Origin of the sequence: Brachyspira pilosicoli (assembly GCF_036997485.1) — a bacterium.
Lineage (GTDB): Bacteria > Spirochaetota > Brachyspiria > Brachyspirales > Brachyspiraceae > Brachyspira > Brachyspira pilosicoli_C.
Genome location: NZ_JAWLPU010000001.1, coordinates 207,848 through 234,312 on the forward strand (window position 1 = coordinate 207,848; position 26,465 = coordinate 234,312).

Here is a 26,465-nt window from a genome sequence, read left to right on the forward strand (position 1 = left end):
GAAATAATTTCCTTTTTTAAATACAAATTAAATATCAATACCCAAAAATTGTTTTACAAGCATTCCCACAAAGAAACTTATAGCAGCAACTGTTAAACTAACTCCCGCCATCTCAAAAAATCTCTCTCTAAAAGAAATACTCTTAGCCACAGCAATATAGAAAGTAAAACAAAATATTATAGTTATAACAATAATAAGCATGGCAATAAGAGCATAAATAGAAACACTAAATACTAAATAAGGCATTATTAGAAGACTTACAGTAATTAAATACATTACACCAGTATAAGAACAAGACTTAAAAGCATTTTTACTGCCCTCAGCTTTAGCAGATAAATACTCGGAAGAAGCCATAGAAAGTGTAGCAGATATCCCCGTAATTATTCCAGATAAAGCTACTAATCTATTATCTTGCAAAGCAAAAGTAAGCCCAGCCAAAGTTCCGCTAATTTCAACTAAAGCATCACTCAAACCCAAAACCATAGAACCAACATATTTAAGTCTATCCTCATCTAAAATAGATATAAGTTTATTTTCATGCTCATATTCTTCAAAGGCAATAGTCTTAGCATCAGGAACTTCATCAACTATCTTAGAATATATATACTCAGCACTCTTCTCTCCAGATTCCATTATTTTAATAACAAATGTATAGCCAAATATAAAACTTAAAATAAAAAACTTGAAAACTTTGAATTTTTGAGGTTTTAATTTTACATTAGTATATTTTTCTAATACTTTAGCATGACCCAATTCTTCTCTAGCAATATTTAAAAGTATTTTTTTATCATCTTCTTTTTTTACGAACTTTGCAAGATTGAAATATATTGCATGTTCTGTAATCTCATTTTGCTGTAATTCCAATAAAAACTTAATTGTTTCTTTTGATATTGGTTTCATAATATTAATCCTAAATATTAATTAGTTAATAGTACAATGAAAATTAATTAATTGCAAAAATTAACATTATTTTATATTAAATTTAGATATTGATTTTCTATTAAATATTTATAAAATATTATATATAGTATTTTATATATTTTAAAGGAGTATAATTCAAAATGGATAACAAAAAACTCAATGACATAATTATTAACATGAGGAGAGAATTACACCAAATACCAGAGATTGGTACAGATTTGCCTCAAACAAAAAAATATGTCCTTGATAAATTAAAATCATTAGGACTTGAGGTAAAAGAATGTTCTATAGACTCTGGAATAGTATGCGATATAGGAAATGCTAATAGCGGTAATATAGTTGGTATTAGGGCAGATATGGACGGCTTACCTATAGTTGAAGAAACTGGTGTTGAATATGCTTCAAAAAATGGTAATATGCATGCTTGCGGACATGATGCTCATACTGCTTGTTTATTAGGAGCTGCTCATTATTTATTAGAAAATAAAGACAGATTAAAAAATGGTGCTGTAAGATTAGTTTTTCAAACTGCTGAAGAGATATCTAAAGGAGCAAATAATTTAATAAAAGATGGTTTATTAGATGGTGTTAGTGCTATAGTTGGTACACATATAGGTACTATAGCTACAGACGTACCTAGCGGAGAGTTTGTTCTTCAAGAAGGCCCATTAATGGCATCTAATGATAAATTTGTTATTAAGGTTATAGGAAAAGGTTCTCATGGTGCTTATCCTCATTCTGGAGTAGACCCTGTATTAACTGCAAGTCAAATAATACAAGGTATATATAATATAAAAAGCAGAGAAATAATAGCTACTGACCCTACAGTAATATCTATATGTATTGTAAACGGCGGAAGTCAATATAATATTATACCTTCAGAAGTAAATATAGAAGGTACTTTTAGAACATTTAGCGAAGAAAACAGAAAATTCATAGGAAACAGAATAAAAGAGATATCAGAGTCTATTGCTATAGCTAATAGAGCAAAAGCAGAAGTAAATATGGAATGGGGCTGTCCTCCTGTTATTAATGACGGCAAAATAGCTAATGAATTATCAGAAGTATGTAAGGAATTAGGATTTAAAAAGTCAGCACCTTTTACTCCTTCTATGGGCGGAGAAGATTTTGCTGAATATCAACATAAAATGCCTGGAGTATTTATTTTCTTCTCTACTATGACAGAAAAAAATATTCCGCATCATAATAGTAAATTTGAGATAGATGAATCAAAATTATATCAGCCTAGTATATTAATGAGCGAATGGGCAATTAAGCGTTTAGGAGGTAAATAATGAATGAAGAAATTTTAAAATTAGCCAATCAATTAATATTATGGCCATTATGTGCTGTTGTTGTTATTATAAGTTTGGTACAAGCTATATTATATACAAGACTTGCTAATAAAACAGCAAAAACTTTGGGCATTACAAGTGAGACTTGCCAAAAAGCTTTTAAAGCTGGTTTAATAACTGCAATAGGACCTGCTATATCTGGTTTTATAGTAATGGTAGGAATGATATCTGTTATAGGAGCACCTATGAGCTGGATGAGACTTTCTATTATTGGTGCTGCTACTACAGAGATGGCTGGAGCACAATTTGGTGCTGAAGCTATGGGGGTACAATTCGGAGGACCTGATTATAATGAGGTTGCTTTGGTTGTATCTTGGATTACTATGGCTGCTAATGGATGCGGTTGGTTGATATCTGCATCAATTATGGGAAGTAAATTAGAGAAATTAAGAACAAAAATTTCCGGAGGTAATCAGGCTGGTTTAGCTTTACTTTCTGCTGCTTCTATGGTTGCGGTATTTGGTAATTTGGCTTCTGGTTATTTACCTAAAATAGATACTGCTGCTTCTGTTTTAGCTGCTGCTTTAACTATGTTTATATTAGTGAAGTTTGTGTCAAAAACTAAGATTGGACTTAAAATTCGTGAATACAATTTGGGTATTGCAATGATAGTTGGTATGGCTGTTGCTTTAATTGTAAAAATATCTATTGGAGGTTAATATATGACTGATAAAGAATTTCAAAAATTATGGAATGATCCTGTTAATTTAATCGGAAGGGTAACATTATTATCTGCTGTTGTTGCTTCATTTTTCCCTGTTGTATATTTGATGATTAGCCATAAAATATTTCCGCCTATAGATGTTGTTATAAAAGCTTGGATATTAGTTGCTTCTTCTTATGGGGTTATGTATGTATTAGAGCCTTTGAGCTATTATCCTGTTTTAGGTTTGGCTGGTTCTTACATGAACTTCCTTTCTGGAAATGGCGGTAATATGAGAGTGCCTGCCGCTGCTTGTGCATTAGATGTTACAGATACTCCAGAAGGAACTCGTAATGTAGAAATTATTTCTTCTTTGGGAATAGCTGGTTCAATTATCACTAACCTATTCTTTGTTACATTGGCTGCTGTATTAGGAGCTACTATTCTTAATGTAGTGCCTCCTATAATTGCTGAAGCTTTTAAATCTTATGCTGTGCCTGCTATATTTGGTGCTGTATTGATGCAATTTAGCATGAAGTATCCTAAATTATTAGTATTTGGTTTAGGAATACCTTTAGCTTGTAAATTATTAATACCTGCTATGCCTGCTTTTCTTATCACATTATCAGGTTTAGTGATTACAATCATCGCTTCAAAAATATTATACAAAGTAAAAGTTGAAAATTAATTGTATTAAAAAATAAAAAAGATGTTGGAATAAAAAATCCAGCATCTTTTTTTATATATTAATTAATAATTTCTAATTAAGCTCCCATATCCATTATGCCGTCATTAAGCATTTCATTATTATCTGGAGTATATGACGGGAAATCATTAGGAGATGAAGGCACTGTATTGTTATTAGGATTAGTGCGGGCTTCATACTTCTCTAATATTCTTGCTGCAACTGTAGGGTCCATCAAACTAAGCAAATAAGAAGTAGTACTGTTTCTTCCTTCTGCTGCAGCTATAGAATCCATTTCTACTAATACATCAATAATTAAATCATCAGAACCATTAGCTGCTAATTGATTAAGTAAGGCAACAGAGTTTTGAGGAGGCATGCTGTTAATTTTATTAGCCAAATCTGTAAGTACTAATTGATATTGAGCAGATTCGTCCATAGTAGCCTGATAATTAGACCAAGCATTTAATAAGTTTTGTCTGTCTTGTTCTATTAATTCAGATTGCGAATTTAATTCTATAGCCCTGCTAGCTATTAAAGCTTCTTGTGCTTGTATATCTTTTTCTCTTAAGTTAAAAGATTCTCTCATCTTAGCAAGATCATCTCTAGCCAAAAGAGTCATATCCTCAACTCTTGGCTTTTGTGTAAATCTAGTTAAAAAAGAAGGCACATTAGGAGCTATTTTGGTACGCATTAAAGTATAATAATTAACAACTCCAAATATATCAAACATATAAAGTAATGCTATAAAAGCTATTAAATTAACTACAGTCAATATTGCTATTTTAAATTTCATAAACATTCACACCTAAATAACATTATAGTATACATAATACAGAAAAAACTATAATATGTCAACTAACAATATTATCGTAATATATACTTTTTTAGTTATCATATTTTTTTTAAAAAAAGATTTTTTTTATTATTAATTTAAGTAGTTCTTTTTAAAAGAATCATACTAACATCATCTTTTAAAGGTTCTTTTGTGAAAGATTTTATCTCAGTAATAATTTTTTCTTTAATATCATCAACATTGCTTTTAACATTTTTAGAAAATATTTGCCTTAGATGTTCATCACCAAACATATTATTATTATCATCAAATATTTCATAAGCTCCATCTGTAAAAACAAATAAAGTATCGTTTCTGTTCAATTGAATTTCAATCTCTGTATATTCACTCTCATCAATCATTCCAATTAAAGTACCATCTATATCTATAGTATGTATTTCATCTTCACTGTTTGAATAATAAATAGGTTTTGGAGAGCCGGCAGAAGAACATAATAATTTACCTGTTTCATTATTGTAAAGAGCATAAAATACACATGCAAATAAGTTTTTATCAAAGCCCTCTTCTATAAAAAATTTATTAAGCTTATCTAAAAAAACAGCAGGAGAAGTGTTTTTATCATCTATAATAGCATGCGAATCAAAAAAAGATTTTATTAAAATAGTAAGCATGCTGGCAGCAACCCCATGCCCAGACACATCAGCAAGAAGTATAGCATAATATCCATCATTAATAAGCTTTATTCCGCTATAATCACCAGAAACCTCATTAGGCGCATAATGGTATATAGATATTTCATTTTTAGGTATAGAAGTATTCCCATAAGAAAGTATAGTTTTTTGCAATTTGGCAGCATATTCTATATCTCTTTTTAATATATCCATATACATCATATTAGACTCTATCGCTTTTTTAAGTCTAATATAAGATTTCATTTTAGAAAGAAATAAATCCGTATCAATAGACTTCTCAAAAAATCCATCAGCACCGCAGTCAAATGCTTTAAGGGATTCTGTTTTATTATCAGAGGCAGTTAAAAAAAGTACGGCTATGTTTTTTAATAAATTATCAGATTTTATATATCCAGCTAATCTGCAAGCTCCTGCATTAGGAAGCATATAATCAACTAATATACAATCTGGTATTTTTTCATAAGTCATATTAATAGCCTCTTCATAAGACAAAGCTATATAACATAAATAATTATTTTTTTTTAAGAATTTTTGAATAAACTTAGCATAATCAATATTAGTATCAACTATTAATACTTTCTCTGTTAAAATGTTATTTTTTGTAATAGCCATTAATGTACATACCTTCTAGCTTCAACATTAAATATAAGCCCAATAGATATAGAAAAAGTTAAAATTGAAGAGCCTCCGCTGCTTACAAAAGGCAAAGTTAAACCCGTAATAGGCATCATACCAACCACCATCCCAATATTAATAAGCACGTGGCATAAAAACATTGCTATTACTCCCGATATAATCAATGCCCCAAGTCTATCTTTAGCAAAATAAGCAACCGTAATACCCCTCACAAATATAGTAGCATAAGCTAATACAACTAAAGCACTTCCTATAAATCCCCACTCCTCACAAATATTAGAGAAAATAAAGTCATTTACCTGCTGAGGTATAAAGTTTAATTGAGACTGACTTCCATTAAGAAAGCCCTCCCCAAAAAGCCCGCCGCTTCCAACAGCAATGAGAGATTGAATGATGTTGTACCCCGAACTAAGCCTTGTAAGCTCTGGGTTCATAAATACTAATAATCTCTCTTTTTGATAAGTTTTTAATCCTATATCAAAAGTTAAAGCAGCACACATACTTAAAAATAAAACAAAAAAAGAAAATGAAAATAATTCTACATATTTATTATTCATATAGAAGTTTATTGTGAGAAGAAGTATTGATATAAACAAAAATCCTCCGGCAATATAACCTATATAAAGTCTTTGTGATAAGAAGTTAAAGAGAATATTATTTATATCATCAGACATTCTCTTATATTCCAAAAACATAGGTATAGATAAGCCTATAACCCCTATACTTAATAATGATATAATATATCTTAAAGGCACCCCTCCAACAAATAGCATAACAAATACTATAAAACAATATACCAAAACAGTACCCAAATCCGGCTGCATTAAAACTAACCCAATAGGTATAGAAATAAAAATACCAGCTATTAAAAAATATTTTTCCTGTTTTATTTTATCACCTATTTGGTCCAAATAACCAGCCAAAAATATAATCATTACTATCTTACCAAACTCTGAAGGCTGCATACCAAAAAGCCAACTACTACTTCCGTTTATTGTAGTACCTACACCAGGAATAAGTACAAGTATTAAAACAATAAGCATCGGTATATATAAAGACATTCTGTGCTCTGCAAGTTTTGTGTAGTTGATAAACATAGTAATACACATAATAACAAGACCAACAACAGAGAAAAATATATATTTTAAAAATATCCAACTCGTTTTACCAGAATCTGGAGAATATGTGGAAGAATATACTGCTATAGCACCTGCTACCATAAGAAAAAGTATAGAAATAAGTATTCTCCAATCAAATACGAATAATCTTCTTAATTCTTTTTTTTCATTCATATTGTATTCTATTATCCTCTTGAGTATTTATATTGTTATTAGCATTTTCATTATTTTGAGTATTCTCATTATTTTCAGCATTTTCCAAAGCTTGCTGCTGTCTAGCCATTCTAATTTGTCGGTATATACTTTGCATTCTTCCATATATAGAGTTTCTAGCTTGTATAGGATCATCTCCGTCTATTATAGAGCGAAGCATAGCAGTAGCAATAGGTCCAGCAGTAGAACCGCCGCCACCACCACTGTTTTCAAGCATAACTGTTACAGCAATCATATCATCTTTAGGTCTTTGATTATAAGGTCCATAAATGGTAATCCAAGTATGGTCTTTACCTTGAGCATTTTGTGCAGTAGAAGTTTTAGCTGCCAATTTTATATTAGGCGACCAAGCACCGTTTCTTGCAGTACCTCCTGCTACAGCCATTCTCATGCCTTCTTTTATTACTGTAAATATATCTTTGCTTATATCTAATTTTTTCATTACAATCTTATCATTGTTATATATCACCTCATCAGTCTGAGAACTTCTAATCTCTTTAACAACATGAGGTCTATACATAACGCCGTCATTTATTATAGCAGAAGTAGCCATATGAACCGCTATAGGAGTAGCAGACATATAACCCTGTCCAATAGCATATTGAAGCGTATCACCGTCCCACCAATATTCACCAATCTTTCTTCTCTTCCATTCAGAACTAGGAACTGTACCTATTTTCTCACCTGGCAAATCTATTCCTGTAAGCTCTCCAAAGCCTAATAATTCAGCATATTTCTTTATGAAGTTTGGTCCAAGCTCATAAGCCAAGTTATAAAAATAAGTGTTGCAAGAAAACTGAATAGCCTTATACATATTAACATAGCCGTGATGACCAGTACATCTATAAAATCTGTTTTCAAGAAGCATACCGCCCGCACAGAATCTTGTAGTATAAGCTCCAATTCTTCCCTCAGCAAGAGCACCCAAAGCACTAACAAGCTTGAAAGTAGAACCCGGAGGATATCTTCCCCTTATAGCCTTATTCCAAAACGGATTAGCAGGGTTATTAATAAGCTCAGAATATTTTTTAGCATCTATTTTGCCTATAAAAATATTAGGGTCATACCAAGGCGAACTTACCATAGCAAGTATTTCACCAGTAGTAGGCTTTGATATTATAATAGTTCCAACCTGCCCTCTAAGAAGCTCTTCTGCATCCTTTTGTATTTTAGAATCTATGCTAAGTATTAATTTTTTACCCGGTATAGGCTTACCAACTGCAGGGGCAATAGTTTCTTTTACTCTGTTTCTTGAGTCCACTATCCACTGCTCATAACCGTCTATTCCTCTAAGCTCTTTATCATAATACTGCTCAACACCTTCTTTACCTATAACACTGTCTCTTCTATAACCTTCTATTCTTTTGCTTTCATACTCTTCCTGTGAAATATTACCTATATACCCTAATATATGCGTCATAGTCTCGCCAAGAGGATAATTTCTTATAGACTTACTGCCGTAATATACACCAGGAAAATCCTCAGAACGCTCTGCCAAATAACTCATCTGAGACATACTAATGTTATCTGATATCTCTACAGAATCATAACTGTTTTTAGAAACTTTAGATAAGCTTTCTTTTATATAACCTAAATCTATATTAAATAGTTTAGAAACCCTATATAGCAGCTCTTCTCTCTCAAAATAATTCTTAGGCAAATAAACAGGTATAATATACATTGTGTAGATTTTGATGTTCTCTGCCACAATAACACCATTTCTATCGAATATCTCTCCCCTATAGGCATCTATTGGTATTATTTGTTCTTTATTGTTTCTTGCCAAACTATCATAATGGGAGTTCAAAATTATTTGCAAATAAAATAGCCTAATAATAAGCATAGCCGATATTAATACAGAAATAATTAATACTACTATCAGCTTTTTCTTATATTTAAAATCTTCGCCTTCGATTTTTTTATCTTTATTTAATTCAATTTCTAAAAAAGTCATATAAAAAAAACCTTATAAAAATTTTTTATACTATTTATAAGTAACGGTATTTATTACTTAAATTTAAGTAAATAAAAAAATTTAAAAGGTATATACAAAAACTGCATATACCTTAAAATTTACTTAATAATTATTCTTTTTCATTAGACCAATTTTCTCTTGGTTCTTCTTTATCTTGAGGAGGCTGTTTCCCTGTATTCAAATAATCAATAGCAGATTTAAGCTGCTTATCATATCTAAGATCAACTATCTCATTATAATTACCCAAATTACGCTCATTATATATTAACCTCTCAAGCAAATAATCACTCGCTATAATATTCTGATTTTTAAGTTCCTCTTTAAATTGAGGTAAAGCATTTTCATCAGCCTCTTCTTTTGGATATTTTTTTACATATTCTGCAATCTGTCCGCCTTTTCTAAGCTCTGTTAATGCTATTACATCTGTATTACTTAATTTAGGCTCAACAACTACAAAATCTGGAGTTAATCCTTTACCATGAAGTCTTCTACCATTAGGTGTATAATAATGTGCTACTGTAAACTTAAAAGCAGTATTATCTTTTACATCTAAAGGAAGTACATACTGAACACTAAATTTACCAAATGTAGTTTCACCTAATAATTTTGCTCTATTATTATCTTGTAAAGCTCCGGCTAAAATCTCTGATGCAGAAGCGCTATACTGATTAACAAGAACCAACATATCTCCATCTACCCACTGATCGCCTTTTACAGTAGCATAATAGTCCTGATTTTCATTTTTAGTTCTTCCTCTTGTATAAACTATTTTACCATCAGATAAGAACTCTTCCACAATATTAATAGCAGTATCTAATCTTCCGCCTGGGTTATTTCTTAAATCTAAGATAAGCTTTGTCATACCTTTCTTTTTAAGATCAACTAAAGCCGTATCTAATTCTTTTGAAGTATCATCTCCAAAGTTTGTTATTCTAATATATCCTATAGTGCTGTCTTCTAACATTTTATATTTTACGCTTTTTATCTCAACTATGGCTCTTGTTAAAGTATATTCTATAGGATCAACCACCCCTTGTCTTGCTATTTTTAATTTTACTTTAGTGCCAGCCTTTCCGCGCATGATATTAGCAGCATTATCTACAGACATATCTTTAGTGCTTTCGCCATTTATCTCTATAATAACGTCTCCAGGTAATATTCCAGCCTTTTCACCAGGACCATCTTCTATAGGAGCAACAACCAAAAGACCTCTATCTGGCTGTTTTGATATAGATAAACCAACTCCGCCATATTTTCCAGACATCTCTGTACTAAGCGCCTCATTTAATTTTTCATCAAGCAAAAATGTAAATGGGTCATCGGTAGCCTCAAGCATACCTTTAATAGCACCATACATAAGTTTTTTGGTAGTAACATTATTTGTATCAACAAAGTTCTGCTGTAATGTAGCAAAAACTTTTTGAAATAATCTGCTGTAATAATAAAAATCATTATCTGATTGAGCCATACCTTGCTGTGCTATCGCTATTGAAGGACTCTTAAAATTAAAAAATGATATGGCCAAAACAAATATTAAAAGAAATATCCATAATGCTCGCTCTTTGTTTTTCATCATATTTTGTAACCTCTATTCTAATTAAATATAAAATGATTTATTTCTATTTTTCTATACAATAATAATTGTTATTATAACATAAATGTAAAAAAAAAGAATATACATATTAATATTATTTAAGTAAATAAAATTTATAATAAAAAATCCGATACTCAAAGCAGTATGGAAAATAAAAATCGTTTTATAATTTTTTCTACAGTTATTATTGTATTAATTATCATATCATTCTCTTCTTTAATGATAACAGCAAATGATAATATTAATAAAGATATAAACTATAAAAAAATAAATAATAATCAAAATACTTATATAAGCAACAAAAAAGAAAACAAAAAAATTAGAATATTAATAGACCCAGGTCATAATGCAGCTACAAAGGGTTCTAAAGGTTTTTTAGGTTATGAATATTACATGACTTTGAGACTTGCAAAACAGCTTACTGCAATACTCGATAAAGATGACAGATTTGAATATACTCTTAGCAGAACTGGAGCATATTATGACAGACCTATAAAAGAATATATAACAAATAACTACCAAAAGTTATTAGGCATATACAACACAGAAATAGATGAAGCTGAAAGAACAGGAAATCTAACAAGATATCAAACTATGGAGCTGTATGCTATTAGACATTATGCCATAGACAATAATTTTGATGCTTTAATAAGTTTACATTTTGATTATATGCCTTATATAAAACAAAGAGAAAAAACAGAAGGATTTCATATTATAGTTAGTCCGTATAATGGCGAGTTTCAAACTTCTATGAAAATAGCAAATAAGATATCTGAAAGAATGCAGGAAAGCTATAAAATATCTCCTGTTATAGCAATAGATAATATACTTCCAAATAATGTATGGAAATTCTACAATAAAGAAGATTTATTAAATAAAGGCATAACTTTAAGAGGTTTAGTTTTATTGGGTGACAGCTTTGAATATGAGTACAATAAACAAACATTCAAAAAAGATATACCTTCAGTTATGATAGAATCCGGATTCATACATGATTGGAGACTAGGAAGCACCAAAGAATTAAGTAATATATCAGATAAAATATATCAAGCTTTAGTAGATGTATACTATAATTAATTTTTAAAGAACATAGCAGCACAGCCCAATACGCCGGCATCATTTCCTAAAGAAGCAGGCTTTATTTCAAGGTTGTTTACCATCATTCTAAGTCCGTAATTTCTTACTCCCCTATTAATATGCTCTATCATCATATCAAAATCTTTACAAAGCCCGCCGCCTATAAGAACTAAATCCAAATCAAGCATATTCAAAGCCTGCGCTATAGACATACCTAAATAATAAGAACATTCAGCAATAGTTTCCTTAGCAAGAGCATCACCTTTCTTAGCTGCATCAAATAAAGCCTTAGCCTTTCCTTTATCTAATTCTTCATAAGTTAAATTGGTAGGAAGAACATTTTTATGTATTTTTTGTTTAGCCATAGCAATAAAACCAGTAGCAGAAGCATAACGTTCTATACAACCGTTTGAGCCGCAATTACATTTATCTCCATCTGGAACTACAAATACATGCCCTACTTCACCAGCTCCTCCTAAAGAACCTGTAAATAATTTTCCGTTAAATACAAACCCTCCGCCTACACCAGTGCCGAGTGTAATAAACATTACAGATTTATATTCTTTATCCTTACCGCTTCCATATTTAGCCTCACCCAATGCAGCCATACTCGCATCATTGGCAGTTTTCACAGGTAATCCAAATAAATCGCCTATATCAGAAAACTTAATTCCGAATAACCCCGGAACATTCTCTGCCCCGCCCATATGGAGAGTTTCAGAATTCATAACACCCGGACAATCTAAGCCAATTCCTATAGCATTATATTCTGAAGGCATATTATCTAAAAGATTTTTTATTATGTTTGATATATTTTTCTTATGTTCTTCAGAAGTAAAATTAGCTTCTATATTAAAATTATCTTTATATAAAATATTTCCCTCTTTGTTAATAATAGCACCCTTTATTGAAGTGCCTCCAATATCTAAAGATATAACTGCATCTTTCATTGTTTATATGCCTCCATAATTTTATAGTCTTATTTTAGTACTAAGATAAAAAATTGTCAATGATTTAACAATTAATAATATATCTATTTAAATTTTATAAATTATCAATTATAATAAACATAATAAATAAAAATAATTTAAAGTGTTCCTATGAAAATAAATGAATTAGTATCAATATTAGTACCTGTATATAATATAGAAAGCACTATAGAAAAAAATATAAATACATTAATAGACAAAGTTTCTCCGTTTTTAATAAATTTTGAGATAATTATTTCTGATGACGGAAGCAGCGACAACTCAAAAGAAGAAATAAAAAAAATATGTTTAAACTTTCAAAATAAAAACACAAATCTAAAAAATATAATAGGAGTTTATGCCAAAGAAAATCAAGGCAAGGGGCATGCATTAAAAAGAGCATGCGAAGTCTCTAATGGACAATACATAATATTTTGTGATGGCGATATGGAAATAGACCCTTCACAATTAGAGAACTTTTTTAGTATTATGCAAAAAGAAAATGCTGATGTTGTTATAGGCTCTAAGAGGCATAAAGATTCTATTGTTAATTATTCTAATATACGAAAAATTATTTCTTTTATTTATTTTATGTTTGTGAAAATATTCTTTCATCTTCCAATACAAGACACTCAAACGGGATTAAAACTTTTTAAAAGAAATGCAATAATAAATATTTTTCCAAGGATACTTGTAAAAGCATTTGCTTATGATTTGGAAGTATTAGTAGCTTGCAATTCTAATAATAAAAAAATAGTTTCTGCTCCTGTAATAGTTAATCCAAATAGGCATTTTGGTTTTATTAGATTTCCTATTTTGTGGAGAACATTTATTGACACTTTAGCAATATTTTATAGACTCAATATTGTTCATTTTTATGATGATTTGTTTTCAGAATTAAAAGAAAAACCATTGGTAAGCATTATTATACCGCTAAAAAAAATTAATGATTATATAAAAGAAGAAACAGAATATTTACTTGAACAAATATACAAAAACTTTGAATTGATAATACTCCCAGACAAATATACAAACGAAGAAATTGATATAGAACTTTTTAAAGATGAAAGAATTAAAATAGTAGAAACAGGGGAACTTCCTCCTGCAATAAAAAGAGCTATTGGAGTGAAAAACTCTAAAGGAAGCATATTAGCATTTTTAGATGATGATACATATCCAGAAAAAGATTGGCTTTTAAACGCATTAAGAGCAATGGAGAGTAAAAAAGTTTTTGCACTCGGCGGACCAGCTATTAACACTCCAAAAGATAATTTCTCAAAACAAATTAGCGGACTTATTTATAGTTCAACACTTATGAGCGGAAAACATAGAGCAAGATATATACCTGATAAGGTTCAATATGTTAATGATTATCCAAGCTGCAATTTTATAATCACAAGGGAGCTTTATGATAGAGCTGGAGGTTTTGACAGCGAATATTGGCCAGGTGAAGATACTATTCTTTGCAATAACATCATGAAACAAAAAGAAAAAATATTATATACCCCAGAAGCATTAGTTTATCATCATAGAAGAGATTTATTTTTTGGGCATTTCAAACAACTAAAAGGTTATGCATGGCATAGAGGTTATTTTGTAAAAAGATTCGGTGGAAACTCATTAGCCTTATCATATTTTATACCGTCAATATTCTTAATCTATACTATTTTTATGCCAATTGCATTATATTTTAATTTGCCACAAGTTTTAAATAATTTAATACCAGCAATCAATAAAAATATATTTCTTGTTTTGCTATTATTTCCACATAGTTTTTATGCATTATGTTTACTTGGTAGCTGGGCAAGCACTCTTTCTCTTACTAAAGGTTTTTGCAAAGCTATAGGAATATTTTTATCACACCTCACTTACGGACTTTTCTTTATAAAAGGTTTTGTACAAGGTTTTATTAGTAAAAAATAACTCCAATTACAGCTGCTATTAATATTATAGCTATAATAGGTACTTTTCTTCCTGCTATTTTTATTTTTTTAAGAAAGATGGATAAAGCAAATATAAATAAACCTATTGGGCTTATATAATTAAAAATATTTTTTATAAATGCTATATTATTAAGTATAGAGGAGTCAGTTAATTTTACAAAAAAAGCATCTTTACAAAAAGTAATAACTGCAGAAACTATTAAAGCAACAGCACATACCCTAAGTCCATTCATTATACTATTAAACTGTTCATTATTTTTTAGGCTGTAAAAAAACTTAGATACAATCATACATATTATAAAAGCAGGTAAAAATATTCCAAATGTAGCAACGGAAGACCCTAATACACCCGCAACTTTATACCCCACAAAAGTAGCGGCATTGATAGCTATAGGACCGGGAGTAATTTGAGATATAGCAACGAGATTAGAAAACTCGCTTGAAGTAATCCAGCCGTACCCTTCCAATATTCCAAGCAGCAGTGCTATAATAGCATACCCTCCGCCATAAGTAAAAATTCCAAGCTTTGCAAATATATAAAATAATCTAAAATATATCATCATTAATTCCTAATAAATCTTTTACTAATTAAATAATAAACCCAACCCAAAAAAGCAGAAATAAGTAAAGTATATATAACATTAAAATTAAGAAATACAACCAAAATAAAACTTAATATAAAAAGTATAGCTGTAAATTTATTTTTTAAAACACTCTTTCCCATATCATAAGCAGAGAGAAGTATTAAAGCAGCTATTGCCCCCTTTATGCCTAAAAAAGCTTTATTTACATATTCTAAATTTTGTACTTTTTCAAATATAGGAGCTATTATAAGTATAATAATAAAAGAAGGCATCATCACACCAATACCAGCCATTATACCGCCAAAAATACCAGCTATCTTAAAACCAGTGAGAAGCGAGGTATTAACTGCTATAACACCAGGTATACTCTGTGCTAATGCAAATACATCTACTATCTCAGCTTTTGTTAAAAATTTCCTCTTATCAACAAACTCCTCCTGCATAATAGGAAGCATAGCCAAACCTCCCCCTATCGTAACAAGACCTATATAAAAAAACGAAATAAACATTGTAAGAGCAGAAATTTTATTTGGTTTTTCTTCTTTTTTTTCTTCTATCATGTTTAAAGTAATCCCTATCATTCATTATTATTTATTTCAATATAAGATAATATTAGTTAAATAAATTGTCAACAATAAAATATAAAGATATTTTTTATGAAAATTTTAATTTTTTAAACTAAATAAAAAAAGATAATAGCAATCATTAAAAATTGCCATTATCTTATAAAATTATATTTTTAATTATAAATTAATATTGCACCATTTGTTCATCAACCAATCTATTAGCAGGAACATAATCATTAACTTTTTGAGAGAAAACTAAAGTATCTGCAAATCCGCCTCTTTTAACAGATAAGAATAAATCATTATATTCATTAGCAGGTCTTCCCATTTTTTTAAGTGTCAAAGCTTTATAGAATATAGCATCATTAGCAAATCTTGTTCTTGGATAAGAATTAATAATGTTATCAAATAATGAAACAGCATTTTGTAACTCATTAGGGTCATTAGAATAAGTTTGATATAACATACCATTCCATAACAATGATAAAGGCTTAAACTTCTCTATTTTTGTAGAAGCTGCAACCATTTTGAATGAATCATTAGCTATAGCAATATTAGATCTGTCAGATTTAGATAAGAAATAATGAACTATACCTTTAAATTGATATAACTGACCTAAATCAACATTAGCAGGTAAATTATTAAAATCTAATCTATCTATATAATTTTTAGCTTGAACATATTCTCTGTTTGCTATCATTACTCTAATTTCTTGTATTATTAAAGGGTCTGTTCTATGTGTATCTGCCCAAGGGCTATAAAAATTATTTACTGTAGCTTTTTTTGGACCAGGTTTAACATATGTATTTGGTGTTGTTGATGTATATGTATTAGCTGGCTGCATAGGAGTTTGAGTATAAATATCATTACTCATAGTTGTATCAGAATATTGATTATCTGTTAATATTCCTGCATCTTCAATTGTAGTATTATCTGTTTCTAATACTACATTGCTGCCTGTATTTTGATTATATTCATTTTCTATTTGACTAAGATAATCATTTTGAATATTATCATCTTTTTTATTACAAGATACTATAAAAATTAAACTTAAAACTATTAATAAAGCTTTCTTCATCATTTTTTATGCTCCAAAAATATAATTCTGTAATATTTTCGGAAACATATAAAAAAATATTAGAATTTTTAATAATAGTTTTTTATATTTTCAAATTGTTATTCTTAGAATAAGTAAATAGTTTTATCAGCAATAATTATTATTTATAGAAATTTTTTATTGACTTTGCATAGACATATCATATAATGTAAAAAATCTTTAGGAGTATAAAAAATGAAAAAAATTGCATTAATTATATTTTTTATCTTTATATATACTATATCTTGTACAAAACAAAGCTCAATTGTAAACGAAGCTATATCTATCAATATGGGGCCGGAACCAAAAACTTTAGACCCTACATTAAACTCATTAAATGCTGTATCTTGTTATATACTTCATGCATTTGAAGGCTTAACTAAAATGGATTCTAATAATAATGTTCAGCCTGGTATGGCAGAAAGATGGGATATATCAGATGATGGACTTACATATACATTTTATTTAAGAACAAACGCTTTATGGTCTGACGGAACAAATGTTACTGCTAAAGATTTTGAGTATTCTTGGAAGAGAAGTGTTAATCCGAGCGTTGCTGCTGAATATGCATATATGATGGAAATAGTAAAAAATGCTAAAGAAATCAATGAAGGCACTATGAACTATAATGAACTAGCAGTAAAAGCTATAGATGATTACACATTTCAAGTAACATTGGCTAATCCTTCACCATATTTTCTTGAGTTTATAGCATCTACTGGAATATTTATGCCATTAAGAGAGGATATTATAAATACCTATGGTGATGAATGGACTCTAAATCCAAAAACATATATAGGAAATGGACCTTATAATATGACAGAAAGACTAATAGATGAAAAAATAGTATTTTCTGCAAATAAAAACTATTATAACCCAAATGAACAAGCAGCAAAAAAAATAAATTTCATATTGATGAGTGAACCAAATACTGCTATGTCTGGTATTAAAAGTTCTTCTATACATTTTTCTGCATTAGAACCGCCTTCTTCAGAAATAGAGTCTTTAAAAGCTGAAAATTTATTAATTGAAAATAAAGCCATTGGAACTTACTACATAGAATTAAATATTACAAACAATGCTTTAAAAGATAAAAGAGTAAGACAGGCTTTATCTTTGGCAATAGATAGAAATTATTTGGTACTAAATGTAACTAAAGGAGGACAAACACCTGCAGGAGCATTTATACCTCCTACTGTGAGAGGTTCTAATTCTACATTTAGAGTTGAAAATCAAGAATATATAAATAACAAAAATTATTTAGCCAATGTTGAAAAAGCAAAACAATTAATGGCTGAAGCAGGTTATCCAAATGGAAAAGATTTCCCTGTTTTAGAATTAAAAGTATCACCTGGTATATATGTATTAGTTGGGGAGACTATACAGCAAATGTGGAAAAATAATTTAAATATAGATATTAAATTATTACAAGAAGAGTTCCCTATTACATTACAAACTTTAATAGATAAAGATTATGAAATGGCAAGAATGGGTTGGACTGGAGATTATAATGACCCTATGACCATGCTTGAAGTAATGCTTAGCTACAGCGGAATTAATCACACAGGTTTTTCAAATTCTAATTATGATAACCTTATTAATATAGCAAAAACTTCATCTGATAATAATGTTAGAATGAATGCTATGAAAGAAGCTGAAGCTATACTTATGGATGAAATGCCTATAATACCTCTCTATTATAGAACAGATTCATTTATGATTAATCCAATACTAAAAAATGTGGTATTAAGTCCTTTAGGAAGGCATAAATTCAATTATTGTTATATAGAGGTAACTAAAAATACTAATAGATAATACATTTGTATTTAATTATTATTAATTTTTTAAAATATAATATTTAAGGAAAATAATATTATGTCAGATGAATTAAAAACAAAAGCATTAGAATATCACTCAAAAGGGAAAGCTGGAAAAATAGAAGTTATAGCTACAAAACCTTGTAAAACTGCTGATGACTTATCATTAGCATATACTCCCGGAGTTGCTAAACCTGTACTTGAAATAGCAGAAAATCCAAGCGATGCATACAAATATACTTCTAAAGGAAATTTAGTTGCTGTTATTTCAAACGGAACTGCAATACTTGGATTAGGGGACAGAGGGGCTTTAGCTTCAAAACCTGTTATGGAAGGAAAGGGAATATTATTTAAACGCTTTGCGGATATTGATGTATTTGATATAGAAATCAATGAAAAAAATCCTGATAAAATCATAGAAATAGTAAAAGCATTAGAGCCTACTTTCGGAGGAATCAACCTCGAAGATATAAAAGCTCCTGAATGCTTCAAAATAGAAAAAACTTTAATAGAAAAATGTGATATACCTGTGTTTCATGATGACCAGCACGGTACGGCTATAATATGTTCTGCTGCTTTGATTAATGCTTTAGAAATTGCAAATATAGATAAAAGAAATGCTAAGATAGTATTTAATGGTGCGGGTTCTGCAGGCATTTCTTGTGCTAAAATGTTTGTAGCGTTGGGAGTACCTAAAGAAAATATTATTATGTGCGACAGTAAAGGCGTTATCACTAAAGATAGAATAGAATCAGTTACCGAAGAGAAAAAGGAGTTTGCAACAGACTTAAAAGTAAAAAATCTTGAAGAGGCTATGAAAGGAGCTAATGTATTTGCTGGGCTTTCTGTTGCTGATTGTGTTAGTGAGGATATGGTTAAATCTATGGCTAAAAAACCTATAATATTTGCTATGGCTAACCCTAACCCTGAGATACAATACGAAAAGGCGGTAGCTGTTAGAAATGATTTAATTATGGCTACAGGAAGAAGCGATTATCCTAATCAGATTAACAATGTGTTGGGTTTTCCTTTTATATTTAGAGGTGCTTTAGATGTGAAGGCAAAAGCTATATCAGAAAAAATGAAAATGGCTGCTTCATTAGCATTGGCTGCCCTTGCTAAAGAAAAAGTACCTGAAGAGGTTTTCAAAGCTTATGGAAATAAAACTTTTGAGTTTGGTAAAAATTATATAGTGCCAAAACCTTTTGACCCAAGGGTTATTGAGTGGGTATCTCCTGCTGTTGCTAAGGCTGCATGCGATGAGGGGCTTGCTCGAGAGCCTATTAATGATTTTGAAAAATATAAGGCTTCTCTAAAAAATAGAATGAAAAAATATTGGAATTAATAAAAATATATTTATTAATTTACAATAAATGCAAATAAAAAAAGAGAATTTATTTTATTATTATAAATTCTCTTTTTTTATTTTTCCTTATTTATTATTAATTACTTACTGCCTTTTATTGCTCTATATTTTGCTAAAAACTCATTTGATACATTTTGCAACTCTTTTGCATATTCAATATTTAAATTAATTGAATTATTAATTATCTCAGTATCTGGATTTTCCTTAAGCATTTCTAAACGCATTTTTGTTTTTTCTGTATTTATTTTTTGTTTTAATTCAGAAATCTTTGGCTGATATTCAGTTTTTAATTTTGTTATTTCAGCTAATTGCTCTTTAGTGAGAGAAGCAGAATTATAAATAAAATATCCATAATTATAAACTTCTCCATCATCATAACAATAATAATTATTAGCTTTGTTATAAGAAGAATAATTCTTAGCAAAAGCTGGTACTGATAAAATTGATACGATAAAAATAATGCTTAAAAACTGTTTCATATTTATCTCCATAAATATTATTTATATATTATTAGACGAGCTATTAAATATAAAAGTTCCCTAAAAAACAAATATTATTAAGAGTTTAAAAAGTTTTTTATATATTTTGTCTGCTCATCATTTTTAAGCAAAAAAGCATCATGACCATAGTTTGATTTTAATTCATGAAACTCAGTATCAATATTAAGTTCTCTATAAGCTTTTACTATATCCTCAGACTGATAACTCGGATAAAGCCAGTCTGATACAAATGATATTACAAGGACTTTATCTATAGAATGCTTCTTTATTTTTTTTATATTATCTCTCACATCAAATAAATCCATAGCCTTGGTAAGATACAAAAAACTATTAGCATCAAATCTCTCACTAAATTTTTCACCATTGTAATGCAAATAATTTTCCACTTCAAAAGAAGGAGTAAAATATTTTATAGCCTTTTTTCTTCTTCTTCCAAATTTTTTTCTCATATACTCTTCGCTCATGTACGTGATATGCCCAAGCATTCTAGCCAAAGCAAGTCCATTATCTGGAGTGGATATGCCGTAATATTTGCCTCCATACCATTCTGAATCTTCTGTTATAGCCTGTCTTGATATTTCATTAAAAGCTATTTGCATAGGTGAATGAGTCATACAGCTTGCTATAATTATTAATTTGTTCATCATGTTTGGGTATGATGCACTCCACTGCAAAACCTGCATTCCTCCCATAGAGCCGCCTACAACTGCATAAAGCTTATTTATTTTCAAATAATCTATTAATAATTTTTGAGCCTTTACAATGTCTTTCATAGTAAAACTTGGAAAATCTGTGCCATAGCATAGATGACTATTAGGTTTCTTTGATGAAGGACCAGTTGTTCCATAGCAGCCTCCAAGCACATTTGAACATATTACAAAATATTTATCTGTGTCTATAGCTTTTTTCTTGCCAACAAAATTGCTCCACCAAGTGAGAACATCACTGTCTCCTGTAAAAGCATGGCAAATTAATACGGCATTATCTTTTTTATCATTTAATTTACCATTTGTAGTGTATGCTATTTTTAAATTATCTATAGCAGCAGAGTTTTCAAATTTAAAAGTTTTATTATAATCAAAATACTCTATCATAACTTATCCTAATTATTAAACTTATTTCAAAACTATTAATAATATCTAATAGTATTATTATTAATTTAACGATTGGGGCTTTCCCCCCCTGCGAAGCGTACCCATAGGGTAAAACCCCACTTCTTTTGGTGTCCCAAAGAAGCAAAAAGACTGCAATTTTATATACCAAAACTATACTTAAAAAATATATAATACATTATTTTTTTATTAAAAAAAATTTTGTAATTAATTCTTATCAATAGTTATATATAATCATTTACTCGCTATAGTTAAAGCCTCATCAAGATAATATAATATATCATCTATATGCTCTATTCCTATAGAAAGTCTTATAAAGTTTTTAGTAATACCTGCATTTATTAACTCTTCCTCAGACAATTGAGAATGCGTTGTAGAAGCAGGATGTGCCACCAAACTCTTAACATCTCCCACATTAACAAGATGAGAAAATAATTTTATATTGTCTATAAACTTAACAGCAGCATCATATCCGCCCTTTATGCCAAATACAACCATACCCCCAAATTTATCATCTTTCAAATATTTTTTAGCTATATTATAAGAAGCATCATTTTTAAGCCCAGGATACCTCACCCACTCAACCCTATCATCTTTTTCTAAAAACTCAGCAACCTTCATAGCATTAAATGAATGCCTATCCATTCTCAAAGGTAAAGACTCCATTCCCTGAATAAATACCCAAGAATTATCAGGCGACAAACAAGCTCCCAAATTTCTTAAAGGCACAGTTCTAAATCTCATAGTAAAAGCAATATCTCTTAACTCATCAGGTAAATCATAAGCCCATTTTAAACCATGATAATTAGCATCAGGCTGAGTAAACAAAGTAAACTTATCATCTTTCCAATTAAACTTACCCGCATCTGTAACAGCCCCTCCAACACTGCTTCCATGGCCGCCAATCCATTTAGTAAGAGAATTAATTACTATATCAGCACCATGATTTATAGTTTGAAGCAAATAAGGTGTTGTAAAAGTACCGTCTACTATTAATGGTATATTGTTGCTATGTGCTATTTTTGCTACTTCTTCTATATCTGTAAAATCTAATGAAGGGTTTGATATTGTTTCTATATATATTGCCTTTGTATTTTTAGTAATTGCCTTTTCAAAGTTTTTTGGGTCTTTTGCATCAACAAAGTTTGTATTAATACCAAATTTTGGAAGTATTGCAGCAAACTGTGAATATGTGCCTCCATACAAACTAAAAGATGATAATATCTCATCGCCTGCCTCGCATATAGTAATCATAGTATTAAATATAGCACTTGTTCCAGAAGACACCGCTATAGAAGATTTACCGTTTTCCATTGCTGTAATTCTTTTTTCTAATATATCTGTAGTAGGGTCACCTAATCTTGTGTAAATATAGCCTAACTCTTTTAAATCAAATAAATCAGCAGCATGCTTAGAGTTTTTAAACATATAAGATGTTGTTTTATATATAGGTACACCTCTGCTTCCAAATACATCATTATTTTCTTGTCCTGCATGAACAGATAAAGTCTCAAATTTTAATTGCCTTGACATATAAACTCCTAAAATATTTAAATTTAAAAATAAAAAAGCCGCCAAAAAATTTGACGGCTGAATTTAAAAAATTAATATTATTATGCAGCCGTAACTATTTTTTGCATTTGCATGAGGCAAAGCATGTTCATAATAACTGCATTATTCATAAATATTTTACAATTCCTTAAAATTTTATATTTTAATAATATGTTATATATAAAAAATATACTATTGTCAATAGTAATTATTAAAACTTTTAGAAAAATTATTTTATATATATTTTTAAAAGCTAAATTATAGTATTGAAATTGGTATATGCTTAATATATAATATAAGTTAACAATAAAATAAAAGGTCTTATAAAAATGAATATTTTAAGAAAATTTATATTTATTTTTGGATTGTTATTTGCTTTAATTTCTATAGGAACAATAACTACTTATGAAAAAAATAAAAAAGATAAAACTATAGGAAAAGATTATTAAATATATGCTCAAATATAAAATTATTTCACTGCTATTTTTATTAACATTATTCAGTTCTAATTTATATAGTGTAAAAGTAACTGTGCTTCCATTTCTAAGTAAAGAAAAAAAATGGGTAGATGAATATATGGTTGATGATGGTATGCCAAGAGCTTTTGAAATATCTCTCAAAAATACGCACATGTTTGATGTAAGTGATTATGATTTACTTATATCATATTTTGAATCTTATGATAATGTTGTAAAATATAAAACATTATCTACAAATATCACTGTAGCAGGCAATTTCGTTAAAGAGACTTTCGAATCTGATTATTTAATTACAGGAGAAGTTCTTGACTTTAATTTAAAACAAGGCGGAAAAGATACAGCTAATGTAGAGTTTAAAGTTAATCTTATAGATATAAATACTTTAGAAATCTTAAATACTTTCACAAATTCTGCAAGCTATGTGCTTCCTGGAAACAGTGCTGTATATAACTCTGAAGATGCTTTATTTTATGAAAGTGCATTAGGCTGGGCTAGCATTTTAGCTTTTAATAATATAGCTAATGATATAGCAGCATTTTTGAAAATCCCTCCTTTAATTGGTAGTATTACAAGGATAGAAGATAATAAAATATTTATAAATTTAGGAAAAAGAAATAATATAAAAATAGGAGATGAGTTTGAAATATACAGTTTAGAACGCTATTTAGATTTGCCTCCTAATAACGATTATCTTATCAATAAAATTAACGAAAGAAAACAAAGTTCTTTGACTAATGGAATATTAACAAATAATATAGACCCTAATAATTTTGTTGTTCATAATAATACAAATTTTTATATTACAAATAATTATATTACTAATAATTCTATCAGTAATGCCAATCAAGAAATTACTAATAATACACAAACTAATAATCAAAATGCTAATAATCAAAAAAGTAATATATCAAAACAATATAAAAATAATATAATAAATAATAATTATCCTTCTGCCTATCAGCAAACTAGAGAAAATGCTCAAGGAGATTTCTGGTATACAAGCGAGATGCTTTACATATATAGATTTTATAAAACTAAAAAAACATTAGTTACAAAAGCAAAGGTAGTAGAATTATATGACAATTATGCCATATTAGAAAATAAAAGCGATGCAAAAGTTAATATACTTATGGAAGTAAGAATTAATAATGAAAAAGAGGATAAAAACTTATGATAATAAAACAAAATGTTATTTTTAATAAGACAGACAAAAAGGACTATTATATATATATAGATAAAAAAAATAATAGAGGTATATTTACTCCATATTTCAAAGGGGCTTACAACAGTTTCTTTTATGATTTTAGTCTTGATAAATGCAGAATATTTCATAAGAATGCTAAATCTTATTCTATATTGGATTTATCTTTAGATGGGCAGAAGATAATAACTATATCTGTGGATAATACTAACAACTCAAATAATACATTAAAAATTGTAGAAATAGGTACTAATAAAGTATTTTTAGAACTATCTGGAATGTATGTTTATGAAGCATATTTTACAGCTAACCCAAAATTAATAATATGCAGAGCAAAAGAATTTAATAGAACAAATGTTTTTATCTACAATATAGAAGATAAAAAAATAGTATACAGCCTGAAAGAAAATACATTTATATCTGATGGAGCTTTTGATGAAAAAAGAACAATGTTTACATATCCGTCTGCCGTAAATAATAAAATATTATATCAAGTAAATTTACTCACCTTAAATGATGGTAAAATACAATTAGAAAACCCAAATATGAAAATAACTAATATATATTCTGTAGGAAAAGACTTTATATTAACAGAATCAAACAAATCTATTGCTTTCTATAGTAATAGAAAAATAGTATGGAAAGTAGAATTATCATCTGTGTTTAATTGTGAATATGATGGCGGAATATTTTATTTAGATAAGAAGATATATTTTGATAATCCTGCTATATCAAAAGATAATATGGAAAATGATAAAAACCCAAAAGAGAGTATGATACTTTATAGAATTGATATAGATACAGGTAATATAGAATATCTCTTATTGCCTGTAAACATAAAATATAAAAGATTTACAACAATGTTTGGAAGCAAAATTATAGACACCACTGGAAATATATTAGATATTAGAAGCGGAAAAACTTTGACATTTCCATTAAAATTATATAAATAATTGTAAATATATATTTTTTTATTATATTTATAAGGTGGTATATGATTCTTGTTTAAAAAATAATTTATTTAATAGGAGTTTCAATTTGTATAAAATATTACTTTTAACGATATCTATTATATTTGCAGCTTGCAATGAAAAAGAAATGAAAAATATAATAGCACAAACAAATAATATTGCATCAAATAATAATGTTGCTGATGATAAACCTAATATAAAAGTATCAACATCAAAATTAACATCAAAAGAATATGAAGTGTTAATAAACAAAGGTACAGAGTTTCCATTTACAGGGGATCTTTTAGATGTAAAATCTGATGGAGTATACACTTGTAAATTATGCGGTAATTTACTATTTAAATCTGATGCTAAATTTAATTCTGGTACAGGATGGCCTAGTTTTGATGATGCAGTTGCAGAAAACATAAAATTAGTAAAAGACGGATGCAGAATAGAAGTGACTTGTGCAAAATGCGGAGGTCATTTAGGACATGTATTTTACAATGAAGGCTTTACTGATAAACAAACAAGATATTGTATTAATTCTGTATCTTTAAATTTTGTTAATAAAGCAGAATTTGAAGAAACTAATGATAATACAAACAAATAACGAGGTAAAACTAT

23 protein-coding genes are annotated in these 26,465 nt (G+C 28.9%); 10 read left to right on the forward strand and 13 right to left on the reverse strand.

What is annotated here, in order from left to right; translation table 11 throughout:
• Positions 1-27: 27 nt before the first annotated feature.
• Complete coding sequence (locus tag R4I97_RS00905) at positions 28-900, reverse strand: VIT1/CCC1 transporter family protein (RefSeq protein ID WP_335783278.1); 873 nt, start codon at positions 898-900, stop codon at positions 28-30.
• A gap of 161 nt (positions 901-1,061) precedes the next feature.
• Between R4I97_RS00905 and R4I97_RS00910 the strand changes: the two genes are divergently transcribed.
• The 3 genes from R4I97_RS00910 to R4I97_RS00920 are packed head-to-tail and all read left to right on the forward strand — an operon-like array spanning position 1,062 to position 3,607.
• Positions 1,062-2,216: a M20 family metallopeptidase gene (locus R4I97_RS00910; protein ID WP_335783279.1), complete on the forward strand. Its 1,155-nt coding sequence runs from the start codon at positions 1,062-1,064 to the stop codon at positions 2,214-2,216.
• Positions 2,216-2,935, forward strand: coding sequence for a DUF5058 family protein (locus tag R4I97_RS00915; protein WP_335783280.1), 720 nt, complete (start codon positions 2,216-2,218; stop codon positions 2,933-2,935). The genes R4I97_RS00910 and R4I97_RS00915 overlap by 1 nt, the downstream gene beginning before the upstream one ends.
• A gap of 3 nt (positions 2,936-2,938) precedes the next feature.
• A complete protein-coding gene (locus R4I97_RS00920) occupies positions 2,939-3,607 on the forward strand; it encodes a hypothetical protein (protein WP_335783281.1) in 669 nt (222 codons plus the stop codon).
• Between the two features lie 76 nt (positions 3,608-3,683).
• On the opposite strand, the gene R4I97_RS00925 is transcribed toward R4I97_RS00920, so the two are convergent.
• The 5 genes from R4I97_RS00925 to R4I97_RS00945 all read right to left on the reverse strand — a co-directional run bounded on the left by R4I97_RS00925 (position 3,684) and on the right by R4I97_RS00945 (position 10,610).
• Positions 3,684-4,400, reverse strand: a complete 717-nt coding sequence (locus R4I97_RS00925; RefSeq protein WP_335783282.1) for a periplasmic-type flagellar collar protein FlbB — start codon at positions 4,398-4,400, stop codon at positions 3,684-3,686.
• Between the two features lie 137 nt (positions 4,401-4,537).
• Positions 4,538-5,704 (reverse strand): fused response regulator/phosphatase, encoded by a 1,167-nt coding sequence (locus tag R4I97_RS00930; RefSeq protein ID WP_335783283.1) that lies wholly within the window; start codon positions 5,702-5,704, stop codon positions 4,538-4,540.
• On the reverse strand, positions 5,704-7,020 hold the full coding sequence (locus R4I97_RS00935) for an FtsW/RodA/SpoVE family cell cycle protein (protein WP_335783284.1): 1,317 nt from the start codon (positions 7,018-7,020) through the stop codon (positions 5,704-5,706). The genes R4I97_RS00930 and R4I97_RS00935 overlap by 1 nt, the downstream gene beginning before the upstream one ends.
• Complete coding sequence (gene mrdA, locus R4I97_RS00940; RefSeq protein ID WP_335783285.1) at positions 7,013-9,013, reverse strand: penicillin-binding protein 2; 2,001 nt, start codon at positions 9,011-9,013, stop codon at positions 7,013-7,015. Before mrdA ends, R4I97_RS00935 begins: the two co-directional genes overlap by 8 nt.
• Positions 9,014-9,143: 130 nt before the next feature.
• Positions 9,144-10,610 (reverse strand): S41 family peptidase, encoded by a 1,467-nt coding sequence (locus R4I97_RS00945; protein WP_335783286.1) that lies wholly within the window; start codon positions 10,608-10,610, stop codon positions 9,144-9,146.
• Between the two features lie 162 nt (positions 10,611-10,772).
• On the opposite strand from R4I97_RS00945, the gene R4I97_RS00950 reads away from it, so the two are divergent.
• Positions 10,773-11,705 carry an N-acetylmuramoyl-L-alanine amidase family protein gene (locus R4I97_RS00950; protein WP_335783287.1) on the forward strand — a complete coding sequence of 311 codons (933 nt, stop codon included), beginning with the start codon at positions 10,773-10,775 and terminating at the stop codon, positions 11,703-11,705.
• On the opposite strand, the gene R4I97_RS00955 is transcribed toward R4I97_RS00950, so the two are convergent.
• Complete coding sequence (locus R4I97_RS00955; RefSeq protein ID WP_335783288.1) at positions 11,702-12,655, reverse strand: ROK family protein; 954 nt, start codon at positions 12,653-12,655, stop codon at positions 11,702-11,704. The genes R4I97_RS00950 and R4I97_RS00955 overlap by 4 nt on opposite strands.
• Before the next feature lie 150 nt (positions 12,656-12,805).
• Between R4I97_RS00955 and R4I97_RS00960 the strand changes: the two genes are divergently transcribed.
• Positions 12,806-14,596, forward strand: coding sequence for a glycosyltransferase (locus R4I97_RS00960; RefSeq protein WP_335783289.1), 1,791 nt, complete (start codon positions 12,806-12,808; stop codon positions 14,594-14,596).
• Here the strand turns inward: R4I97_RS00960 and R4I97_RS00965 are convergent.
• The 3 genes from R4I97_RS00965 to R4I97_RS00975 form a co-directional block, all read right to left on the reverse strand.
• Positions 14,583-15,176 (reverse strand): chromate transporter, encoded by a 594-nt coding sequence (locus R4I97_RS00965; RefSeq protein ID WP_335783290.1) that lies wholly within the window; start codon positions 15,174-15,176, stop codon positions 14,583-14,585. The genes R4I97_RS00960 and R4I97_RS00965 overlap by 14 nt on opposite strands.
• A 2-nt stretch (positions 15,177-15,178) precedes the next feature.
• Entirely contained in the window at positions 15,179-15,760 is a 582-nt protein-coding gene (locus R4I97_RS00970; protein ID WP_335783291.1) for a chromate transporter, read from the reverse strand.
• A 190-nt stretch (positions 15,761-15,950) separates the two neighbouring features.
• Entirely contained in the window at positions 15,951-16,847 is an 897-nt protein-coding gene (locus R4I97_RS00975) for a hypothetical protein (protein WP_335783292.1), read from the reverse strand.
• A 210-nt stretch (positions 16,848-17,057) separates the two neighbouring features.
• Between R4I97_RS00975 and R4I97_RS00980 the strand changes: the two genes are divergently transcribed.
• A complete protein-coding gene (locus tag R4I97_RS00980; protein ID WP_335783293.1) occupies positions 17,058-18,677 on the forward strand; it encodes a peptide ABC transporter substrate-binding protein in 1,620 nt (539 codons plus the stop codon).
• A 60-nt stretch (positions 18,678-18,737) separates the two neighbouring features.
• Positions 18,738-20,024 (forward strand): malic enzyme-like NAD(P)-binding protein, encoded by a 1,287-nt coding sequence (locus tag R4I97_RS00985; RefSeq protein ID WP_335783294.1) that lies wholly within the window; start codon positions 18,738-18,740, stop codon positions 20,022-20,024.
• A 101-nt stretch (positions 20,025-20,125) separates the two neighbouring features.
• On the opposite strand, the gene R4I97_RS00990 is transcribed toward R4I97_RS00985, so the two are convergent.
• From R4I97_RS00990 to R4I97_RS01000, 3 genes are all read right to left on the reverse strand, one after another.
• Entirely contained in the window at positions 20,126-20,524 is a 399-nt protein-coding gene (locus R4I97_RS00990; RefSeq protein WP_335783295.1) for a hypothetical protein, read from the reverse strand.
• 77 nt (positions 20,525-20,601) lie between these two features.
• Positions 20,602-21,639, reverse strand: a complete 1,038-nt coding sequence (gene metX / locus R4I97_RS00995) for a homoserine O-acetyltransferase MetX (RefSeq protein ID WP_335783296.1) — start codon at positions 21,637-21,639, stop codon at positions 20,602-20,604.
• 252 nt (positions 21,640-21,891) lie between these two features.
• Positions 21,892-23,190, reverse strand: coding sequence for an O-acetylhomoserine aminocarboxypropyltransferase/cysteine synthase family protein (locus tag R4I97_RS01000; protein ID WP_335783297.1), 1,299 nt, complete (start codon positions 23,188-23,190; stop codon positions 21,892-21,894).
• A 471-nt stretch (positions 23,191-23,661) separates the two neighbouring features.
• Here R4I97_RS01000 and R4I97_RS01005 point away from each other — a divergent pair, with 471 nt between their 5' ends.
• From R4I97_RS01005 to msrB, 3 genes are all read left to right on the forward strand, one after another.
• On the forward strand, positions 23,662-24,861 hold the full coding sequence (locus tag R4I97_RS01005) for a hypothetical protein (protein ID WP_335783298.1): 1,200 nt from the start codon (positions 23,662-23,664) through the stop codon (positions 24,859-24,861).
• Positions 24,858-25,841, forward strand: coding sequence for a hypothetical protein (locus R4I97_RS01010; RefSeq protein ID WP_335783299.1), 984 nt, complete (start codon positions 24,858-24,860; stop codon positions 25,839-25,841). The genes R4I97_RS01005 and R4I97_RS01010 overlap by 4 nt, the downstream gene beginning before the upstream one ends.
• Before the next feature lie 145 nt (positions 25,842-25,986).
• The gene (msrB, locus tag R4I97_RS01015) at positions 25,987-26,451 is read left to right on the forward strand and encodes a peptide-methionine (R)-S-oxide reductase MsrB (RefSeq protein ID WP_420535685.1); all 465 of its coding nucleotides are present in this window, start codon (positions 25,987-25,989) and stop codon (positions 26,449-26,451) included.
• The last annotated feature ends 14 nt before the right edge of the window (positions 26,452-26,465 follow it).